Genomic DNA, 19,237 nt, shown 5'->3' on the forward strand with positions numbered 1-19,237 from the left:
CGGCAACACCATCGTCGATACCGGTGTTCTCGTCGGCGTCTCAGCCCTCCTCGAAGCCCTGCTAACACTCGGTGGCGGAGATGAAGGTCTGCTGGAAAACCTGGGCGGTGCCACCGCACAGCTACTGAGCGGTGGTGGCAGCACCGTGGAAAACGTCACCTCGACACTGGGCGCTACGTTGGATGGTGCCCTGGATGGCGTCCTAGGTGGTGTTGGTCTGGACACAGACCAGTTGCTCGAGGGCCTGCTAGGTGGGGTAGGTTCCACCGTCAACGATCTGCTGACTACCGTTGGGGAACTCCTGGGCGGCAGCAATAGCTTACTGGATCTGGAGGGCCTGCTCGGCGGCGATGGCTTGGTTGGTGGCCTGCTAGGCGATGAGGGCCTGCTGGGTAACCTCCTCGGTGGCAACAACCTGCTGGGCGGCCTGCTGGGCGGTGACGCCGGCATTATTGGCAATGACGTGATCGGCGGTGATCAAGAGATCGTCGGGGCTCTGACCGACCTGGTAGGCAACCTGCTGGATGGCGACGTACTCGGTAGCCTGCTCAGCGATGACGGCATCGTCGGTGGCCTGCTCGGTCAAGGCGAGACACCGCTTAGCGGCCTGCTGGATACGCTGCTCGGTGACGATGGCCTGCTCGGTGGCCTGATTAGCGGCGACGAAGGCATCCTCAACAGCCTGCTGGGGGACGGCGGTCTACTCGGCGGCGGCAATGACAGCACCTCTGGCCTGCTGGGCGGCCTGCTCGACCCGCTGCTGGGGGAAAATGGCCTGCTGACCGGTGTGCTGAACCTGGTGGGCGGACTCCTCGACGGCCTGCTGGGCGGCCTCTTGGGCGGCGATGATGGCTTGCTGGGAGGCCTGCTGGGCGGTGATGATGGCCTGCTGGGCGGCTTGTTGAGTGCCGAAGAGCCCCCGCTGCCCGTCGACGAGGCCTCGCTGGTTGGGCAAAGCCTAGATAGCGGCCTGCTGGATATTGCCTGATCGATAGATAGCGGGGCAATTCACGACACGCCGGGCGCTTCAGGCGCCCGGCGTTGTTTTCGCTTCTGTTGACACGGCCCAGGGCAGCGGCTCGCTACGCCAGGAAGATGTCATCATCGACAATGGTACGCACCGCCGTCAGGGTCACCAGCCCATCGGCGAACTCCCCCCCTACCGGATTGAACACATCCAAAAAGAAGGTTTCATCCGGCTCGACTCGGTTATCACCGATCACCTCCACGGGTATCACGGCCTGGCTCTCACCGGGATACAGCACCAGCGTATCGGCAACGGCCAGATAATCCTCCCCGGCGGTAGCACTCCCGTCTCGCGTCGCATAATCGACACTGACCCACTGATCGGGGCGCTCACGCTGACCACGAAACTCGACCAGGAAATAAGCCAGCTGCGTTCCCTCATCGCCTTCAATGATACGAGTCACCACCTGATCGGCCCGCGAGGGCGCCTGATCATCCGCCTCGCGAAGGCTCTGATCGATCCAGCGCTGGTAGTAGCTGACGCGTTGAAAGCCGGCCACCTCGCCGAAGCTACTGTCAAAGGCGTCATTGACATCGGGCGACAAGCCATTGCGAGTCAGGCTGGCCGCATAGGTCGCCACGCCGGCGACCTTGTCACCGATAAAGGCCGGGCCGCCACTATCGCCGGGGGCGATCATCCCCTCGCGCGCGCCCAAACCGATGTCGTCATACCCCGCCAGCAGCCCCAGGGCATCATGCGCCTGGGAACCATCATCGAAATCGAGAATGAGTTGAGACTCGGCGCGGGGCCACCAGTTGATCCCGCCTCCCAGCGCCTGCTTGAGCTCATCACCGGTAACGTCGAAGCGATTCTCGGCTAGGTGTTTGCTGTGAGAGGTACGCGGGCTGTCGTCATAGCCGCTGTCACCCTCTCCCGTCAGCCCATAGCCTACCAGGGTCGTCGTTTGGCCACGCTCATCGTCCTGTCGATACAGCGCACTGCGCGCGGCAGATAACGGTGCCGGCTGCGACAACCACACCAGGGCCATGTCGTTATTGGCATCCACGGCATCGTACTCGGGATGAAGCGCTAAGCTGGCTCCGCTAAGGGCGGCAGCGCCATCAACCGTAGAAAAGTGCACCGTCACCCGCTCGGCATCCTCGACGACATGCGCCGACGTCAGAACGGCACGGCCACCGTAGAGCAAGGTACCGGTACCATAGCTATCATCGGCCACCACCCGCACGACGCCGTCATAGCCCTCCCCGGGCCATATCCTGTAGCGATCCGGATCACGGGTCACCATCACCATGCTTGTTCCTCCGTTGCCCCGGTGACTCTGACCATTACTGCCAACGCCGCTTCATCGCCTGGAAGAGCGCATCGGCATGCGCCGAGTCCACTCGGCACAACTGACGAGTCGGGTGGCTCAAGTGAAATGTCTGGCGCAGCTCGCCGGCCCCGATGGCATCCTGCAGGCGCGGGGCGCGAGTACACCAGCGATAGCCATCTTCGGTGACTTGTACCATACCCAGAGCACCCTGGCCGTTGACATAGATCAGCAGTGCATCACCCTGCCTCACTTCATCATCCTGCCAACGCAAGCGCCTCGGCGTGGACCACTGGGCCGGCATCAGCTTACCCAGGTTAAACCAGAAAAAGCGGCGGGGAGCCAGTTCGCGCTGCAGCTCGGCCAGGTAGCGCTGCTGGGCGGTACGCATCATGGCCAGCCGCCTCTCGAGACCCTCGAGATAGCGTGATAGGCGTCGGTATTCATCCAGGCGCTGACGCAGCTCCTGCGACTCAGAGGTCATCCGGTAGCCGCCATCGTCGAGATAGATCAGATCGCAATCGCTAAACATAAGTAACACATCGAAAATTCATGAAACCCCGGTGCGAGGAACCGGGAACACCGAGTCGGCGCACGCCTGACCAGGTACAGCCACACACCCCTGAACAGTAAGCTCACATTAAATTATTAGTCACTAAAGCAAGGGGCCAGCCGAACGGCTGGCCCCTGGCCAGGTACTCCATCAGATGATGGGTACCAGTGGGATATCGACACAACCACCTAGCATCCCACTCAGCAACAGCACGACACACAGGCGCATCAATGCTCCACGCGTTCGAGTTCGGCCTTGAGAGCATCGGCATAGGCGCGACGCGCCGTCTGGGCGATGGCCACCTGTTGTTGCAGGCGCTGGATTTCCTGATCGGTCACGCGCAGGTTGACCACCTGATTGCGGGCCGCCTCGGACAGCTCGGCGGTATCGTAGTCCTTGCCATCGATACGGATGGTTTGGGTCTGCTGCTCAGCCATGTAAAACACTCCAATCGCTAATCGACTTCTTCGGGGCATTCGCCCCATCAAAAGATGGCCAAGGATTGTACCTTAGTTTTCCCCGCCATGGGCAAGCCCTATGCCCGAGTGGCGGAACCGGCATTCGCCCCGGCAGCTGCACCGTCGGACGCCACATAGCGCCGACGCAAGCCAAGGAAGGGCTTCTCGATGACGGCATGGCTCAAGGAAGCGACCGCCAAACAGAGGACCAGGGCCAGTATCAAGTTGATGGCGAAATTCACCATGAACCAGGGAGTCGGCTGCAAGACCCCCAACCACTCTTGCATCAGCAGCAGTACGCTGGCATGCAGCAGGTAGAGAGAGTAACTGGTGTTGCCTCCGAACTCGGCAAAACGTGCCATGGCCGCGGCCAAGCGCCCCCGCCTGGGGGGCAAGGCCAGGTAACCGAGGATCAGCCAGGCCCAACCGAAGGCCTCGAGACCCGACCAGACGACCCACAGCGGTTCATGGCGATTCTCGCTCATCCAACTTGCATGACGCGCCAGCAGGAACAACAGGCCATAGACGGCCAGGGCGCCGGAAATCATCAGCGGCCAGGCACGCCGAGCCATGGCCTCGCGATGGTCATGGTAGAGGCGCGCCGCTCCCATGCCGATCAAGAACTGGTCGAGGCGCCCGGGCAAGGTGGAATAGAAGACGTGAATAGGGTCATCCACCTGGGTGAAGATCACCAGCTTGAACAGCATCAGTAGGGCCAGCAGACCGAGCAGATAGCGCCACCCCTGAGCCAGGAAGAAGGCCGCCAGGAAAGGGAAGATCAGATAGAAGGTGAACTCGACCGAAATGGTCCAGGCCGCCCCGGTGACGAAATAGTCCGAGGTGGGTGGTGAACCGATATTCGAGAACATCACATAGAAGAGATCCGCGGCCTCGAAACCATCACGGCCCAGGGTAATGGCCAGATAGAAGACCACCAGGAAGAGCGGCGCGATACGCAGTATGCGGTTATACAAGAAGCGCCCGTAGGCAATCGGCCCCTGCATGGCGATCAGCATGAACAGGAACCCCGACAGGGTAAAGAAGAGCGCCACCCCGCTATGCCCCTCGATGATAAAACCGATCAGGGCCGACTCGGGGTTGGGCCGCCAGCCATGGAAGAAGTAGTGATAGAGATGAAAGGCCAGCACCAGACCCGCCGCGAGAAAGCGCAGATGGTCCAGCCGCGGCAGGTAGGCAATATTGGAGGAGCGCATCCTTGACTCACCGTGGTGGAAAAACAGGTAGGCGCATCATACCCGATACGCCTCCCGCTCCCCACACCCCCGGGGCGGCTCAGCCACGGCAACGCTCAGGCGATGACCCAGTCACCGGCGTCATGGCGCGACAGCCCCGCCAGCCAGTCGGCATTGGCCCGGTTCTCGTCCGAGGCGGAGAAGTACATCAGCACCTCGGCCTGCGGCAGGCCATCGGCCATCTGTTCGGCCCAGTACTGCTGCCCCCCCTCATCGGCGGGACGGTCGAGAACGTTAAGGTAGAGGGTATTGATAAAGGCCGCGTCGGCGGCGACATCGAAGCGCTGCTGAAACTCCTGCGAGGCAATGAAGTAGCCGGCCATCTCCGGTACCTTCATGCCAGAGAAGGCCTGATCCAGCCAGTAGCTCAGGCCCTCGGCATCGGGTCGTCGGTCCAGGGCCGCGGCATACAACAGCGCCACCGACTCCGCCAGCGGCCGGTTGACCACCTCGACCTGGGCTTCCAGCCCCACGAAGCGCGTGGCCTGCAGGGCCTGCTCATAGCACATCGACTGCCAGAGTGATTGCGCCGACCAGGATAGCTGCGGGACAAGGGCCGCGCTGATTTCGGCGGCCACCTCGCCGGCATCGTCCAGGGCCGCATCCGCCAGCCGCGACATGATCGGCGCCCAGTCCAGCTGCCCCAGGCGAGTTTCGATCTCGAAGGCGGCCTCGAGCTGGTTGCCGCCGACGCCCTCCACCGCCAGCACCTCGGCCAGCTGCGGGTAGCCGATCACGCCCAGGCCGTCGCTACGCACGCTTTGCTCCACCTGCTGGGCCGACATGTGGTTGCCGTACTGATCCTCGAAATGTTCCAACCGCCCGGCCCCCAACTGGTCGAGAACCACCACCGACGCCCCGGTCCACAGGTTGACCAGCACCAGATGTCCCCCTTCGATCAAGGCCCCGGTGTAATCATCGACATGCCCCGGGACGCGTAACCGGTCATTGCCGCCCCCGGCGTCGACGACCTGCGTGACCCAGGCATCGGCCCGATACACGTCATCGCCCTGGCCGCCGTGCAAGCCGGTCACGCCGCCATAACTGCGTAGGGTATCGTCGCCATCCAGGCCGATGGCCAGGCCGGCATCCGCCGCCGACAGGGTATCATCGCCCGCGCTACCGAAAAAGAAACTGCCAGGCTCGAGATAGAAACCCATGGTATCCATTCCTTATGAGTTATCGGCCGGTCGGGGCCATCGATGGTTTTCCTAACCCCGAACCTTAGCGAATCCCCCCGCCCCGGCAAGCCTAGGCCGAGCCGTGTTGCTCCCAAACCAGCGAGGTGACATCCCTTGCCCGGTTACCACGCCCACGGGGCTGGGCAACAAACCGCAAGGAGTCCTCCAGTTTCACCGGATGGCGCTGGTAATCATCGCCGATGGGGTAATCGGCACGGAACGGCTGAATGGCGACGGCCAGCTCGGCGGCGATCCGCTCGCGGTCATCGAAGACATCATCCTTCAGCGCGGACATATGGGCGAGAATCGAGCAGTCGATCAGCGTGCCTTCCAGCCAATTGGACTCCGAGGCATAGCCGGCACACCAGCGCAGCCGGGATTCCTGCAGGCAGACCTCCATGGACGTCGCGTGTTCGCCGACGAAGCAGGAGCCCAGCATGACGCCGGTAATATGATACTTCTTCGACTTGAGGGCGATTTTCGTCAGCAGCGTCACGATATCCATGCCGCCGATGGTGCGCCGGTAGCCATGCGCGGCGACATAGACCGTACGGCTGTCGAAGGTGCCCTTGCAGAGGCAGTCCAGGGCCATCTGGAAACTGCGCTCGTCATAGAAATTGGCGTAGTGGACCTCGGTATCGCCGGTCAACTTGGCAATGCCCTCGATAAACGGCAGTACGCTGGTGCGGTTGGCATCGTCGGCATCCAGTTCCCAGGGGGCTTCCAGCACGAGAATCGCGCGATTGGAGCGGTATTTACTCATGTTTTCTCCCTAGAACTCGGGCGACTCGGTATCACGGCCGGGTGGCGGCTCGCCAATACCCAAGCGACGCCTCGGACACCACCCCCCGGGTCGTGCCGATCTCGATCACTGCCCGCTGGAAGGCCGCCGCCAGCTCGGGCTGGTGGCAAAGGAATAAGCTACGGATGATCCGCGAGATACGCAGATGGTTGTGGCCGCCGCGCTTCAGCCAGATATGCTCGCCCATGGTGAGATCGGAGCGCGCCTCGATGACCCGCTCGCGACGGATCAGCCCGAAGAAGGCCAGCATGGCGTCGAGCGAGCGTCGGTGGCTGGCTCGCAGCGACTCGTCGGCGGCGAAGGCGGCTCGCGCCTCCTCGTCCAGCAGCGGGGCGAAAGCGTTGAAGCGCCCCGCCTCGGGAATCGGAAACAGCCACTGGATATAGTCGTGAGTATGCTCCAACCAGAAGGCTGGCAGCGCCCAGAGTTCCTCGATGGTGCGCCCCTGATGATCGACCGCCTGGCCACGCTGGAACTCGACCAGCCGAAGGCTATCCTCTCTCACCACACCACCTCCGCCATGGGGGAGCGAACGGAGGCCCGCCCCCGATTAGTTGTCCACGGGATAGAGCAGGATGGTCAACTGGTCGTTGCGCTGCTCGTCGAATCGCCTGGCCTCATAGTCCTGGGGGGCGCCCAGGGCATCGCGGTGAAAACGCTCTATCGTCGCCACGAGCTCGGCCATCATGGCGCGCTGCTGTTCGGAAGTCAGACAAGACATGAGCGAATCCTCCTGATAGGCACTCGCTCAGCTTACTCGCCCCTGGCAGCCCGTAAAGCCGGTAAATGACACGCATTACATGCATTATTAGCAATTTAAGTTTTATCAAGGGCGGCCGGCCCCTCGGCAGCCGGGGCCGATGGGTCGGTACGAAAATAGCGATAATGAGCGGGTTGCCCCCGGTCATCACGCTCCGGGGTCAGCTATCGAAGTCGAAGCTGAAATCGTCGTCATCGTCACCGAACAGCTCGTCCAACTCCACGTCATCGGCCGATTTGGCCTGCGCTTCGGCGAGTTTGCGAAGCTCGTAAAGCCGGCTCAGCCCCTTGAGACGATGCTCGGACAAGAGTTGCGAATAGGCGACCGATAACGCCCCACTCTTCGCCAGTTCGCTCAGCACGCTTGCGTCCAGCGCACGCAAGGCGGCCTCATCGATATGGAAAAGCCCTTTGACGTCGAAGCCGCTCTCGCCCTCCGGATTCCGGGCACTCAGGTTCCAGGGCACGATCACGCCTGCGTCACGCAACTGGCCGACCAGCGCCTGGGTAGCTCGGCGTCCCTGCTCCAACTTCTCCAGGAAACGCACCGTTTGCTGCGCCTGGGCGGTCAATTCACCGTCGTCATCGAACAGGCGTCGGGCGTCTTCACCCGCCTCGGCCTGGAAGGCCTGCGACTCCTCGTCCACGCACACCACCGGCTGGCGACTCTTGGTATCGCGCAACACACGAAATGGATGGGCGCGGTACCAGGCCGGACGGTAACCACCGATCCAGCGCCCGTTGGTATGGACGTATACATTGACACCGGCCTGCAGGGATTGCAGTACCACCAGCTCGAAGTCAGCGTCCTGTTCGCCTTGCACGAACGCCACCGCCATGGTGGGGAGCACATGGGGCAGTTCTTCGGCCAAGACCGGCACGACCGCCTGCTCCAGCGCGAATTCATGGCCTGCGGCCACCACGCCGGATTGGGCATGCTGGGTCTTGCTTAATGGCACATAACGAGACATGACACCTCTCAGGAACAGTGAAGGCAATACAGCGAGGAGAATACCATAGAACGGAAAAACCCCGCCTGGCGAACCAGGCGGGGTTTTCGCTTTTATCCCTTGCCAACCGCCTTGCGACGGCGCCGAGGGATCAGGCGACTGGGCCGAAGCCGTTTGCCTGTTTGGCCTTAGCCGAGGTCAGCATTAGGCGACGTTAGTGTCGTCCATAACACCAACATTCAGGGAGTCACCGAAGTCAGTGACACCCACCAGGGATGCCGCGGTGAACTCGCCATCGGCGATGTTGTAGGACACTTCGTAGACCTTGTACTCACCCAGGTTACCGTCGGTACCGTCGAAGTTCTCGACCATCACGATGGACTTCTGGATGTTGCCGACGAAGTTGGCCGCCGCCGCCGCACCGCTACCGCCGGTGTTCAGGGCTTCGAGCAGCTGGGTGGTGGTCAGGCTATCGAACTCGACCGCAGCCACGGTGGAACCGTCGATTTCTTCCAGCTGGGTCACCACCACGTCGTTCTCGCCGATGGCGCCGAGGCCAGCGGTTTGATCGACCAGGGAGGTCGCGACGCGCTGCTGAGAGTCGGTGGAACCGGAAGCAGAGGTCACGTTGTCCAGCCAGGCGGTGAAGTCCAGCACGTCGCCGTTGGCAGCATCGTTGTAGTGAACGATGGTGTCGTTACCGAAGCCGCCTTGGTCGAAGACCAGGGTGTCGACGGTGCCGTCGTTGGAGCTCAGCACCACGACGTCGTCGCCGGCACCGGCGTTAACGGTGTTCACGCCGACGGTAGTCGCGTCAGTACCGAGGGTAGCCGTCGCTTCCGCGAAGTCTTCCAGGGTATTGACGGCGTCGTAGAGGTTGCCCACGTCGGTGGCGTCGATATCGGAGTCCTGATACTGCTCCTGCAGGGCTTCGACGATGTTGTTCTGGTTGGCGGTGGACAGATCGGCCCAATCGCCCAGAACTTCGACTTGTACCATCTGCTCGGCAGCGACGGTCACACCGTCGACCAGGTACTGGACGTTCAGGTTGCCGTTGCTGTCGACAGTGGCCTGAACCAGCTTGCTGACTACCGGATCTTCGTTGATCGCACGAGCGGCGGCTTCGTAGAGGTCGCGCTCGGTGGTCAGGACGCCGTTGGCGGCCTGAATCTCGGCGGTGACTTCGAAGCCATCCACGAAGGAGTCGGCAGCGACGGTCGGGCCTTCTTCCGGCATGGCCACGGTGACCTGCACGGTACGGCCGTTCAGCACCTGGGAGCCGTTGACCGCGGCAGCGGTATTAGCACCGGCTGTGGTGGCGTAGTCGCTGCCAGCCGCCAGCTGCGCCAGGGCCTTGTCACCGGTGTTTTCGGCGTAGACGGTGTCGTTGCCGCCGCCAGTGCTGGCGGTCAGGTGAGTGGCGCCACCGGTCACGGTGTCGTCGCCGCTACCCAGCACGACGGTCGCCTCGTTCACTTCGGCGTCGGTGGAGCTCAGGGTCACCACGTTGTCGCCGCCAGTGGAGTTGACGGTCAGGCTGGCAGTGGTGCTGGTGGACGTGGAGGTACCGGTCAGATCAGCGGTGATGCTGTCGTCGCCGGAGCCGGTGTTGATGGTGAAGGCCTGGGCGTCGGACGCACGGCCGTTACCGTCGTAGTCGGCCACGAAGGTCACGTCGGTGTCGGAACCGGCGCTGTTGAACGAGACCAGGTCGCTGACGGCAGTACCTTCACCGATGCTCAGCTCGGCGCCTTCGAAGGCGGTCGCGTTGATCAGGTTCAGGTCGGAATCGACGGCACCGACGTACAGGGAGCCATCGGCACCGGTGGAGTCGATGTGGATCTCTTCCAGCTCATCGCTGTTGGAAGAGGTCTGAGCCAGGGAAGCGATCTTGCTGCCGCGGTCGACGGTGACGTTGAAGCGCTCGACACCGATCTGGGAGTTGGACTCGCCACCGATCCGCACGTCGCCAGCGATGGAGCCGCGACCGGCGTTGTCCAGCACCAGGTTGGTTTCGATCAGGTTGCTGGTGACGGTCGGGTCGACCGGCTCGGCGTTACCGGCCACCAGGAAGCCACCCGGCACGGACTCGATAGCCGCCTGGGTGAAGTCGACCTGACCGAACTCTTGACCGTTCGGGTCGGTAACCAGGATTTCCTGAGCGGTGAACGGCAGGTCAACGGTGTTGCCTGCAACGGTCACCTGGGTGTACGGATCAGACAGGGTGACCTGCAGATCGCCCAGGCCCTGAGCGGCCAGTGCGGCGTCGATGGCCTCGACCAGGCCCTGGTAGGAACCGTCGGTGGAAACCACGTCTTCCAGGACGAATTCCTGACCGCCCAGCTCGAAGCCCAGGGTCACGCTAACGTTGGCCAGCGGAGTCTCGGGAGTCTGGGTGCTGACGTCGGCGATGCGGATTTGCAGCTGAGAGTTGGCAGCTTCTTCCGGCGCGCGCAGCAGAGACTGGCTGTCGAAGGTAGCGGTGAAGTCGGTATCGAACTGAGTGTCCTTGATACCGAACGTCACGTCCTTGGTGATGTTCAGGTTGCTGCCCTGGAGGTTGACGTTGTTCACGGTGAAGTCACCGCGACCGAAGTCAGCCCAGAACTCTTCGACGTTTTCCATGCGAGTGGCGTCGAGAGTCACGTTTTCCAGCGCTTCGATGTAGATTTCTTCGACGTTCTGGGTATAAGGACGCGGAGCCTGATCGTTGCCGGCACCATCGACTTCGTTGTCGTCGATCATGGAGGCTTCGATCTTGTCGCGACCTTCGCCGCCATTGATGTAGTCACCGGTGGCGAAAGCGTTGGCAACGGCGCCATCCTGGTTCTGACCCACGAAACCAGTGAAGGTGTCGTCGGCGTCAGTACCGGTGAGGTTGTCGCGACCGTCGGTCAGCACGAAGGTCTCGCCCGGGTTGGAGGGCTCTTCCGGGTCGGTCGGCTCGGGCAGGGTGTCGACCACGCCTTGCACGTCGAGGTCGTCGACGACGGTGTCGGCATCGACACCAGACAGGAAGTCCTTGGCGATTTCGGCGGCGTCGTTACCCGCGTAGGCGTCGCCAGCCAGATCGGTGAACTCCTGAGCGGCGGCCACTTTCTTGGCCACGGCGTCGGCATCGCCGTTCTGGGCACCAGTCAGGATTTCCAGGGCGATGGCGGCCAGGGTGGTGTTACCGGCTTCCAGCTCGCCGACGTAGAAGTCGAGGCCGGCTTGCTCGGCGTCGCGACCGAACAGCTGCTGGTAGAGGTTGTTGACCAGTTCTTCGTTGGTCAGGTCGCCGAAGCGCGCTTCAAACTCGGCAGAGGTACCGAACAGGTTAATGATGGCGGAAGCATCACCACCATTTGCGTCGATTTCCTCGGCCCAGAACTCTTGACCGGCGGCATCAGCCGGGCGGCCGTAGTAGGCCACGAACAGCTGTTGAGCCAGTTCCAAAGATGCTTGTGTTGCCATGGGACTATAGTCTCCTTGCTTTTAGAAAGATACCGACGCCGAAGCGGTCAGCTCTCCTTACTGCCTTGAGCGCTCAAGGTTCTGCTTGATTCGCCCGGCATTCCATGGTGGTCGTCATGCCGACAGAAGCGGTCTTTCGTCTTATTCTGCCTTGAATGAGATCACCCTGCATGCAGGGCGAACGTGCCTAATGTATAGGCGGGCTTCCTGACAAGTCAATGACTCTCAAGCGCGGAATAACCCCTGTTTGACGCACGCCATAAGGGTTGACATGAATTGGAAAAGATGTCGCTCGATCCGGCTTTCAGGAAACCACCCATACTTTTATCGAACATTGGTCATAAACGATAGGGACTATAAGACAGACTCGCGGCGAGACGCAAGGGGCCTTAGGGTCGGGGTTGGCGGCTACTCCGCAAGCAGCCGTGCGACGACACTTTCCCAGCCGATCTCCTGGGCCTGATAGGCCTCACGACCGGCACGCCCCATCTCCTGGCAACGCCCCGGCATGGCCCAGGCCTCGTCGAGGGCGGCGGCCAGGGCCTGGGGGCTGGGTTCGCTGACCCAGCCGGTCTGGCCATGGCGCACGAACGCCAGGGGCCCACCGCTATCGCTACAGGTGATTACCGGCTTGGCGGCCAACATCGCCTCCAGGGTGATATAGCCGTAGTCCTCGTCATGGGTGGGAAAGGCGACGGCACGGGCATGCGCATAGAGGGTGAGTTTCTCGGCTTCGCTGATGTGCCCGAGCAGGGCGACCCGCTCCTGCAGGCCGCGACGCTCGATCAAGGCCTCGAGTGCGCCTCGCTGGCTGCCATCGCCGGCCAGCAGCAGGCGCACCGGCCGATGGCACTCGGCGAGGGCCTCGATCAGCAGGGTCTGCCGCTTGAGGGGCTCGAGGCGGCTGGGATAGAAGACATAGCCCCAGTCATCGGCGCAGGTAAAGTGCTCCGCCTGGTGCGGAGGATGATAGAGCGGCTCGGCGTGCAGAGCGTTGAATTGCGCCAGGCGCTCGGCCACGCGCGGCGAGTTGGCGAAGCGCCGGCGCGCCGCAGCCAGGTGGCGGTTATCGAAGGCCTCCACCTCGGGTTTCAGGTCGGTCAGGGCCGGCGTGGCGGTATCGGCATCGAAGAGTTCATAGCAGGCACGGTGCTGGTGCATCAGCCAGACGACGTGATCGGGATGGCTGACGCCGTAACCAGGAAACTGCAGGCTGATGACGCGATCGACCCTGACGTCATTGGGCAGGACGACTTCCAGGCCTTCCACATAGTGCATCTGGCGACGAATCTGCGCTTCGCCGTAGTGAAACGGCAGACGCAAGCACTCGACCCAATGCCCCTGGCGCCGCAGGGCCGCTACCAGGCCCTGTACATGGTAGTCGGCGCCTCCGGCGATAAAGGGCGTATGGTTGGCGGTAACCAGTAGCCTCATCCCTGAGCCTCCTCCCGGGGTGCCTTGGTGCCGACGACGGCATAGTCCATGGGGGCGGCCAGCATGGCATTGAGACGCTCCACCACCGGCCCGTCACCGGGCAGGCGCGTCGCCTCCGGCGGCGCATTGAAGCGTCGAATGGCGGTGTCGCCGAAGCCATGAAACTGCAACAGGAACTGCAAGGTGACCGGCGTCAGTGGGTTACGGTGGGTGGGGTCGTGGTAGAAGCTGTAACTGGCGACGATCAGGTTTTCGGGGTTGGGCGTCTCGAGGATCAGCACGCCCCCCGGCGCCAGCGCCCGCTGGGCCTGCTGTACCAGCGCAAAGAGGGTGTCGAACGGCAGGTGTTCGGCGATATGAAAGCCGCTGATCAGTGCCAAGCTGTCGTCGGCGCAATCGGCGAGGGCCGCCAGGGCATCCTGCCGGGTCACCGCGAAGCCCTGCTCGCGGCAGTGAGCCACCATGCTGGCATTGAGGTCGATGCCGCGGGCCTCGAAGCCGGCCTGGGTCAGCAGACGCAGCCACTCGCCACGGCCGCAACCGAGATCGAGCGCCTGCTGCCCGGCCTGGCGGGCGCGTGTCCAGTCGCCCCGGTAATGATCGAGGTGCTCGGCGATCTGCGCTTCGGGACCACGGAACGCGGCCTCGAAGGCGATGTAATAGGCATCGAGAGTGGCCGAATCGAGTATGGGTAGGCTCTCTCCGCCGCTAGGCGGCGGCGGTGCCTCGGGAGACGAAGAGACGGCCTGGCGGCGGATCGTGGCCAGCTGAGTCCACAGCGCCTGCTGACGGGCATGCGCCTGCTCCTGGCGCTCACTCAGGCAGCCCTGCTGACGATTCATCTCGAGGAGGGCACTCACTAGCCCATGACGATCCCCACGCCAGGCCCGCTGCTCGGCCAGGAGCCGACACAGGCCGGCCTCCAGCGCCCAGTCCTGACGATGGCGCCGTGTCAACCAGGCCAGGTAACGCCGCCAGGCTCGCTCCCCCAGGCCACGCAGGGGCCCCAGCGACGAGAGTCGCTGCCAGGCACGCATGCAGCGCACCAGCCGGTCGGGCAGCTGCCGCTGATGCGCGTGGCGAAAGTGAATGGCCTCTTCGGCCCGGGCCAGGGTAACCAGCACCGCGAGGCGTCCCTCGCCGCGCACCAGATCGAGGTAATAATGATACCCCTCGTCGTCGCACTCCCGCCCCAGCAACTGTCGGTAAGCACCGCGCAGGAAATCGCCATCGTCCCGGTCATAGGCCAACAGCTCGGCCAGCCGCGGCGCAGCGGGGTCCAAAGGGGCATCATGGCATAGCGGGCGTTGATCCAGGGCCAGCAGCTTCAGGTAATCGTCGTCGACGAGAGGCGCATAGGGCGGCGGACTCGACTCCAGCTCGCTGGCGGCCGATCGCACGTGCTCGACGAGATCTTGCAGGTCACCGAAACGACTCATGGGGCCTCCTGACGAGAGGGCGATGGGCAAGCGGTGCTGTCCTCCAGGGCGATCTGGCATGGCAGGCGACAGAGTCCCGAGAACTTGCCCTCGAGGTAGCCGGCCACCTCGAACTGTAGGGCACCGTCCTGCCACCAGTAGCAGTCATCCAGGTGGTGGTCGCCGGAGTGCAGTGCCAGGGTCAGGGTATATTTTCCTGGGGCGATATCGGCGCCGATGGCCAGATGCACGCGACGCCGCTCCCCGGCGGCCAGCCGCAGCCTCTGGCAATGGTGGTGGGTGTTGGTGCCGAAGATGTCCTGACCGAAGCGGTCGCGGATCAGTATGCCGATGACCACATCGTCGAGGGCCTGGTGAGCCTCGAGATCGAGGACTACCTCGAGGACATCACCGCTGCCCAGGGTGGCACTGCCACTGCGTCTCCCCCAGGCATCGGCATGGCGGATCTCGACCTGGCGGGTGCCGTAGGCACCCTCCTGCCGCGCCTGCAAGCGCCCCTCCTCTTCCTCGGCCTGTCGCGCCATGATGCGATTGTAGTGATTCACGGCCTGCTCGGGGTCGCCCTGGTGCACGATACGCCCGCCTTCAAGGACCAGGGCGCGATCGCAGAGCACCTTGACGGCATTGAGGTCATGAGAGACGAAGAGGATGGCGCCCCCCGCTTCCTTGAAGGCCTGAATACGCTTCATGCACTTCTGCTGGAAGTAGCCATCGCCGACCGACAGCGCCTCATCGACCAGGAAGCAGGCGGGGTCGGCATGAATGGCGATGGCGAACCCCAGGCGCATGATCATGCCGGAGGAGTAGGTACGCAGCGGCTCGTGAATGTAGTCGCCCAGTTCGGAGAAATCGATGATCTCCTGGTAGCGCGCCTCGATCTCCTGATGACTCATGCCCAGCATCAGGGCATTGGTCGTGATGTTCTGGGCACCACTCAGCTCCGGGTTGAAGCCGGTGCCCAGCTCGAGCAGCCCGGTCACCCGCCCCTCGATATCGATTCGGCCGGCATCGGGTAACAATACCCCGGTCATCAGCTTGAGTAGGGTCGACTTGCCGGCGCCGTTGCGCCCCAGCACACCCAGCACCTCACCGCGACCCACCTGGAAGCTGATGTTCTCCAGGGCCGTATGGGTACTGTGGCGAACCCGTCCGGTAATGGCCTCGATCAGGCGGTCGGCGGGTTTGGCGAATAGCTTGAACGACTTGTGCAGTTCGGAGACGGTGATCATGGGTGGCTCCTACAGGCAATCGCGCAGATCACGCTCGGTTCGCCCCAGCAACCAGAAGGCCGCGCCGGCGAGGAGCAGGGTCAGCAACAGCAGGTTGGCGAGGCCCATGATATCCGGAAGGCGTTGATACATGATGAGCTCCCGGTAGGCGTCAATCAGGTGATAGAGGGGGTTGAGCCGGAGGTAGTGCATGACCCATTCGGGCAGGATATCGCTGACGTAAACGATAGGCGTGGTCCAGAACCATACCGGCAGGAGTACCGCGACACCTTCCCGGATGTCCTTGAGGTAGACGGCCAGCACGGCCAGCAGCAAGCCCAGGGCATAGGTAAAAGCGAGTTGCAGAGCGAAGACTACCGGCACCCCCAGCCACCAGACGCCGAAGGGGAAGTCGACCCACCATAGGAAGACCATGAAGAAGCTCATGCCGATGGCGTAGATAATGGCTTCGGCGATCAGCACGGAGATGGGCAAGGCCTTGAGCGACAGCTTGACCTTGGTAATCACCCCTGCCCTTTCGCTGAACACATTGGTGATGCTCGACAGGCTCTTGGCGAAGGCCGTCCAGGCAAGGATGCCGATGATCAGATAGATGCTGTAGCTGTATTGATCGATCTCGGCGCCGAAGCCTTCCAGACGCGCGCCCATGATGCGCGAGAACACCAGCACGAAGACCAGGATATTGACCAGCGGCGAGATCAGGGTCCAGGCCTTGCCGATCAGCGAGCCCTTGTGGCGATCGATCAGTTCCTGTCTGGCCAGGTGCCAGATCAATGGAAACTGGCGGCGCCAGCCGTGCAGGCGACGACGCAGTGGATAAGGCATCATGCAGTCTCTCCGGGTTGGCCGGGCGCCGGGCAGGTCGGCAGGTCGGCCAGGATGGGGGCGAGCCACTGCTCGGCACTCTGCGACCAGTGATTGAAAGGCATGCCCTGCGAGTGCGATTGTTGCCCCTGCTGCCAGCGCTCGAACCAGGCGATCAACTCCTCGGCCAAGGCCTCGCCGGTATCTCCCCGGAAGTAGTCGGCATAAGGCCCCGCCACTTCGCGGAATACCGGGATGTCCCTGGCGATGATACCGAGACCATGCTGAGCGGCCTCGATCAGCGGCAGGCCGAAGCCCTCGCCCAACGATGCGGCGACCAGGGCATCGCCCTGCTGATATAGGCGCTTGAGCAGGGCATCGCTGACGCCATCTAGCCAGAACAGACGCTGCTGGCGCTGGGGATGCTGCTTCAATTGGCGCACCAGCTCGTCGACTTGCCAGCCCTGCTTGCCAATGATGATCAGGTTGAGCGGCACCCGACGTTGCCAGCAGAGGGTGAGGGCATCGACCACCTGCTGATGGCCCTTGCGAGGCTCCATGGTACCGACCATCAGCAGGGTCGCGCCGTCGAGCGCCGCGAGCGTCGCCAGCAGCCGCTGCTCGCGAGCACTCAGTGGCTGGGGCTCGCCCCGGCCGGCGAAGTCGGCACCCAGATGAAAATAATCGACCCAGGGATGCTGCGCCTCATCGAGCGACAGCTGGTGCAGGTGCTGCCTGACGTCCTCGGCCACCGTCGCCGATACACAGGTAATGCCATCGGCGAGCTCGGCAATGGCCGTAAACCAGCGCCGCATGGTGATCGGAACGTCGGCGGGGAAGCAGTCCGGCAGGTGCAGCGGCAGCAGGTCATGCACGGTGAAGTAGCAGCGCACCCCATTGGCGCGCAGTCGCTTGAGCGCCTCTCCGGCTTGCTCGAGTAACGGCGGAGCCCACTCCACACTGATATAGACGTCCCCGGGCCGGGGCTGGTAGGGGCGATCGGGGCCCGGTGAGGGAATGCCCAGTTGATCGCTGGCGAAGCCTCTGGCCAGATGGAAGTCTTCTCCCCCCCAGCGTATCAGCTCAACACGCCACCCCGCGGGGGGATGGCGCAGTAGATGGTCGGCCAGGCGACGAGTGACGCGTTCGATGCCGGTCTTGAGGTCATGCCAGGCGATGGTACTGACATCGAACAGCAGCCGCGGGGCACCCTGAGGGGCCAGGCTATCGACATCGCTTAGCGCGCGCGTCACCGCCGCCAGGTCATCCGCCGACTTGTCGGCCAGGCCAGGCAAAAGCGCCAGGTCGTCCAGCCAGGCTTCGCGACGCTGACGCCGAGACTGCTTGGCGAAGCGCTCGATAGCATCACGATAGGCCATGGCCACGCTGGGCGGATCGAGATGCGTCGCGACCCAGTCACGAGCCAATCGTCCCTTGTCTCGTCGCGCATCGGGCCGCGTCACCAGCTCGCCCAGGATCGTGCTGAGCGCCTCGGCATCGATGGCGTCGGGTAGCATGGCCATCGCCTCCGCGGGCAACTCGGCACTGCTGCCATGCGCATTGGCCACGACGGCGAGTCCGTGAGCCATGGCATCGAGAATGGCGCCGGAGCTTTCCCCGCGAGACTGCTGGCGGAGCTGCACGGCGATATCGACGACTTGCAACCAGTCGAGATATTCCTGACGGTCGACATAGCCGGTAACCCGAACACGCTTACCTCGCGGATGCTCACGCAAACGACGCTCCAGCTGCTGACCGAAGGCGCCACTGTGCTGGGCACCCACCAGGATGAGGTAGACGTCATCCTGCTGTGACCAGTCGCCTTCCAGAAAGGCCTCGACGAGCCGGTCGGTCAGCTTCTTGGGGTTGATGCCGCCGAAACTGGCAATCAGGCAGGCATCGTCATCGATTCCCAAGGCCCGTCGCTTGTCACGCCGCTCCCCGGCCGAGGCCAGTGTGGGTAATTCGCGCAGGTGAGGGATCACTGCCGCCGGCTCCTGCCAGGCTTCGACACGCCAATGGCGATCCAGGGATTCGGCAAAGTGTGAATGGTAGATCAAGCCGGCGGCTTCCTGAGTCACGAAGCCATTGACCGGGTACTCTTCCGGTCCACGCCCCCCCTGGGAGTCACGCTGGGCATAGGCGTCCAGGGCAAGGACTGCCGGGTAGCCATGATCCTGAAACAGCCGCTGACGTAACCCATCCGGCCATAGCCCGCTGTCGGCGAGCCACCAGACGGCATCGAAAAGATAGATGTCATGCAGGACCACCGTCCCCGGATGGTCCCTGAGCAGGTCGAACTGAAACGCATGATAGGGCGAATTGCCGACCTGATAGAGGATACGGTCGAATTCGTGGCTGCAGGCGCGAAATGCTTCGGGCTCCATGACCGCAAAGCGCTCGACCAGGGCGGCCTCGACCACTGGCTGGCTGACTACCAGGGTAATCTCGTAATGAGCGGCCAGATAGGGCAGCAACTCGGCGCTGTAGTCGGCAATTCCCGTTGCTTCGGGCGGCAACGGAGAGATAAACGCCAGGCGCGGCCGCGATGCCGGCAACTCCGGATCGGACGAGGCCAGCAAGGCATCGAGACCCATGTCAGCCGCAGGCTGGTCGGCATGG

Annotated in this window: 16 protein-coding genes; 1 reads left to right on the top strand and 15 read right to left on the bottom strand. The window is 63.1% G+C overall.

Annotation, left to right across the window (positions count from 1 at the left end):
* Nucleotides 1-988 (top strand): hypothetical protein (locus tag HPA02_RS18240; RefSeq protein ID WP_222593999.1); only part of this gene is annotated, 988 nt, incomplete at its 5' end.
* Between the two features lie 94 nt (nucleotides 989-1,082).
* Here HPA02_RS18240 and HPA02_RS13090 read toward each other — a convergent pair.
* The 15 genes from HPA02_RS13090 to HPA02_RS13155 form a co-directional block, all read right to left on the bottom strand.
* Nucleotides 1,083-2,279, bottom strand: a complete 1,197-nt coding sequence (locus HPA02_RS13090) for a Calx-beta domain-containing protein (protein ID WP_146803651.1) — start codon at nucleotides 2,277-2,279, stop codon at nucleotides 1,083-1,085.
* A 34-nt stretch (nucleotides 2,280-2,313) separates the two neighbouring features.
* Nucleotides 2,314-2,829 carry a hypothetical protein gene (locus tag HPA02_RS13095; protein ID WP_146803652.1) on the bottom strand — a complete coding sequence of 172 codons (516 nt, stop codon included), beginning with the start codon at nucleotides 2,827-2,829 and terminating at the stop codon, nucleotides 2,314-2,316.
* Nucleotides 2,830-3,077: 248 nt separating this feature from the next.
* Complete coding sequence (locus tag HPA02_RS13100) at nucleotides 3,078-3,287, bottom strand: DUF6447 family protein (RefSeq protein WP_146803653.1); 210 nt, start codon at nucleotides 3,285-3,287, stop codon at nucleotides 3,078-3,080.
* Between the two features lie 98 nt (nucleotides 3,288-3,385).
* Nucleotides 3,386-4,522, bottom strand: coding sequence for an acyltransferase family protein (locus HPA02_RS13105; protein ID WP_146803654.1), 1,137 nt, complete (start codon nucleotides 4,520-4,522; stop codon nucleotides 3,386-3,388).
* Nucleotides 4,523-4,617: 95 nt separating this feature from the next.
* Entirely contained in the window at nucleotides 4,618-5,721 is a 1,104-nt protein-coding gene (locus HPA02_RS13110; protein WP_146803655.1) for a DUF4214 domain-containing protein, read from the bottom strand.
* Between the two features lie 91 nt (nucleotides 5,722-5,812).
* Nucleotides 5,813-6,505: a hypothetical protein gene (locus HPA02_RS13115; RefSeq protein ID WP_146803656.1), complete on the bottom strand. Its 693-nt coding sequence runs from the start codon at nucleotides 6,503-6,505 to the stop codon at nucleotides 5,813-5,815.
* Between the two features lie 31 nt (nucleotides 6,506-6,536).
* Nucleotides 6,537-7,049 (bottom strand): opioid growth factor receptor-related protein, encoded by a 513-nt coding sequence (locus HPA02_RS13120; protein ID WP_146803657.1) that lies wholly within the window; start codon nucleotides 7,047-7,049, stop codon nucleotides 6,537-6,539.
* A gap of 45 nt (nucleotides 7,050-7,094) precedes the next feature.
* Nucleotides 7,095-7,265 carry a hypothetical protein gene (locus tag HPA02_RS18245; RefSeq protein WP_186809986.1) on the bottom strand — a complete coding sequence of 57 codons (171 nt, stop codon included), beginning with the start codon at nucleotides 7,263-7,265 and terminating at the stop codon, nucleotides 7,095-7,097.
* A 199-nt stretch (nucleotides 7,266-7,464) separates the two neighbouring features.
* A complete protein-coding gene (locus tag HPA02_RS13125; protein ID WP_146803658.1) occupies nucleotides 7,465-8,274 on the bottom strand; it encodes a SapC family protein in 810 nt (269 codons plus the stop codon).
* Nucleotides 8,275-8,457: 183 nt separating this feature from the next.
* Nucleotides 8,458-11,709 carry a DUF4214 domain-containing protein gene (locus HPA02_RS13130; RefSeq protein WP_146803659.1) on the bottom strand — a complete coding sequence of 1,084 codons (3,252 nt, stop codon included), beginning with the start codon at nucleotides 11,707-11,709 and terminating at the stop codon, nucleotides 8,458-8,460.
* Between the two features lie 408 nt (nucleotides 11,710-12,117).
* The gene (locus HPA02_RS13135) at nucleotides 12,118-13,143 is read right to left on the bottom strand and encodes a glycosyltransferase family 4 protein (protein WP_146803660.1); all 1,026 of its coding nucleotides are present in this window, start codon (nucleotides 13,141-13,143) and stop codon (nucleotides 12,118-12,120) included.
* Nucleotides 13,140-14,582, bottom strand: a complete 1,443-nt coding sequence (locus HPA02_RS13140; RefSeq protein ID WP_186809987.1) for a methyltransferase domain-containing protein — start codon at nucleotides 14,580-14,582, stop codon at nucleotides 13,140-13,142. The genes HPA02_RS13135 and HPA02_RS13140 overlap by 4 nt, the downstream gene beginning before the upstream one ends.
* Entirely contained in the window at nucleotides 14,579-15,811 is a 1,233-nt protein-coding gene (locus HPA02_RS13145; RefSeq protein WP_146803662.1) for an ABC transporter ATP-binding protein, read from the bottom strand. The genes HPA02_RS13140 and HPA02_RS13145 overlap by 4 nt, the downstream gene beginning before the upstream one ends.
* 9 nt (nucleotides 15,812-15,820) lie before the next feature.
* Nucleotides 15,821-16,639 carry an ABC transporter permease gene (locus HPA02_RS13150; protein WP_146803663.1) on the bottom strand — a complete coding sequence of 273 codons (819 nt, stop codon included), beginning with the start codon at nucleotides 16,637-16,639 and terminating at the stop codon, nucleotides 15,821-15,823.
* Nucleotides 16,636-19,212, bottom strand: a complete 2,577-nt coding sequence (locus HPA02_RS13155) for a glycosyltransferase (protein ID WP_186809988.1) — start codon at nucleotides 19,210-19,212, stop codon at nucleotides 16,636-16,638. Before HPA02_RS13155 ends, HPA02_RS13150 begins: the two co-directional genes overlap by 4 nt.
* Nucleotides 19,213-19,237: the final 25 nt, after the last annotated feature.

Origin of the sequence: Bisbaumannia pacifica, assembly GCF_007989625.1 — a bacterium.
In the GTDB taxonomy this organism is placed as follows: domain Bacteria; phylum Pseudomonadota; class Gammaproteobacteria; order Pseudomonadales; family Halomonadaceae; genus Bisbaumannia; species Bisbaumannia pacifica.

Coding starts and splice junctions, on each gene's coding strand:
- HPA02_RS13155 (WP_186809988.1), bottom strand. CDS start 19,212: ATGGGTCTCGATGCCTTGCTGGCCTCGTCCGATCCGGAGTTGCCGGCA.
- HPA02_RS13100 (WP_146803653.1), bottom strand. CDS start 3,287: ATGGCTGAGCAGCAGACCCAAACCATCCGTATCGATGGCAAGGACTAC.
- HPA02_RS13095 (WP_146803652.1), bottom strand. CDS start 2,829: ATGTTTAGCGATTGCGATCTGATCTATCTCGACGATGGCGGCTACCGG.
- HPA02_RS13140 (WP_186809987.1), bottom strand. CDS start 14,582: ATGAGTCGTTTCGGTGACCTGCAAGATCTCGTCGAGCACGTGCGATCG.
- HPA02_RS13145 (WP_146803662.1), bottom strand. CDS start 15,811: ATGATCACCGTCTCCGAACTGCACAAGTCGTTCAAGCTATTCGCCAAA.
- HPA02_RS13125 (WP_146803658.1), bottom strand. CDS start 8,274: ATGTCTCGTTATGTGCCATTAAGCAAGACCCAGCATGCCCAATCCGGC.
- HPA02_RS13115 (WP_146803656.1), bottom strand. CDS start 6,505: ATGAGTAAATACCGCTCCAATCGCGCGATTCTCGTGCTGGAAGCCCCC.
- HPA02_RS13130 (WP_146803659.1), bottom strand. CDS start 11,709: ATGGCAACACAAGCATCTTTGGAACTGGCTCAACAGCTGTTCGTGGCC.
- HPA02_RS18245 (WP_186809986.1), bottom strand. CDS start 7,265: ATGTCTTGTCTGACTTCCGAACAGCAGCGCGCCATGATGGCCGAGCTC.
- HPA02_RS13150 (WP_146803663.1), bottom strand. CDS start 16,639: ATGATGCCTTATCCACTGCGTCGTCGCCTGCACGGCTGGCGCCGCCAG.
- HPA02_RS13135 (WP_146803660.1), bottom strand. CDS start 13,143: ATGAGGCTACTGGTTACCGCCAACCATACGCCCTTTATCGCCGGAGGC.
- HPA02_RS13110 (WP_146803655.1), bottom strand. CDS start 5,721: ATGGGTTTCTATCTCGAGCCTGGCAGTTTCTTTTTCGGTAGCGCGGGC.
- HPA02_RS13090 (WP_146803651.1), bottom strand. CDS start 2,279: ATGGTGATGGTGACCCGTGATCCGGATCGCTACAGGATATGGCCCGGG.
- HPA02_RS13105 (WP_146803654.1), bottom strand. CDS start 4,522: ATGCGCTCCTCCAATATTGCCTACCTGCCGCGGCTGGACCATCTGCGC.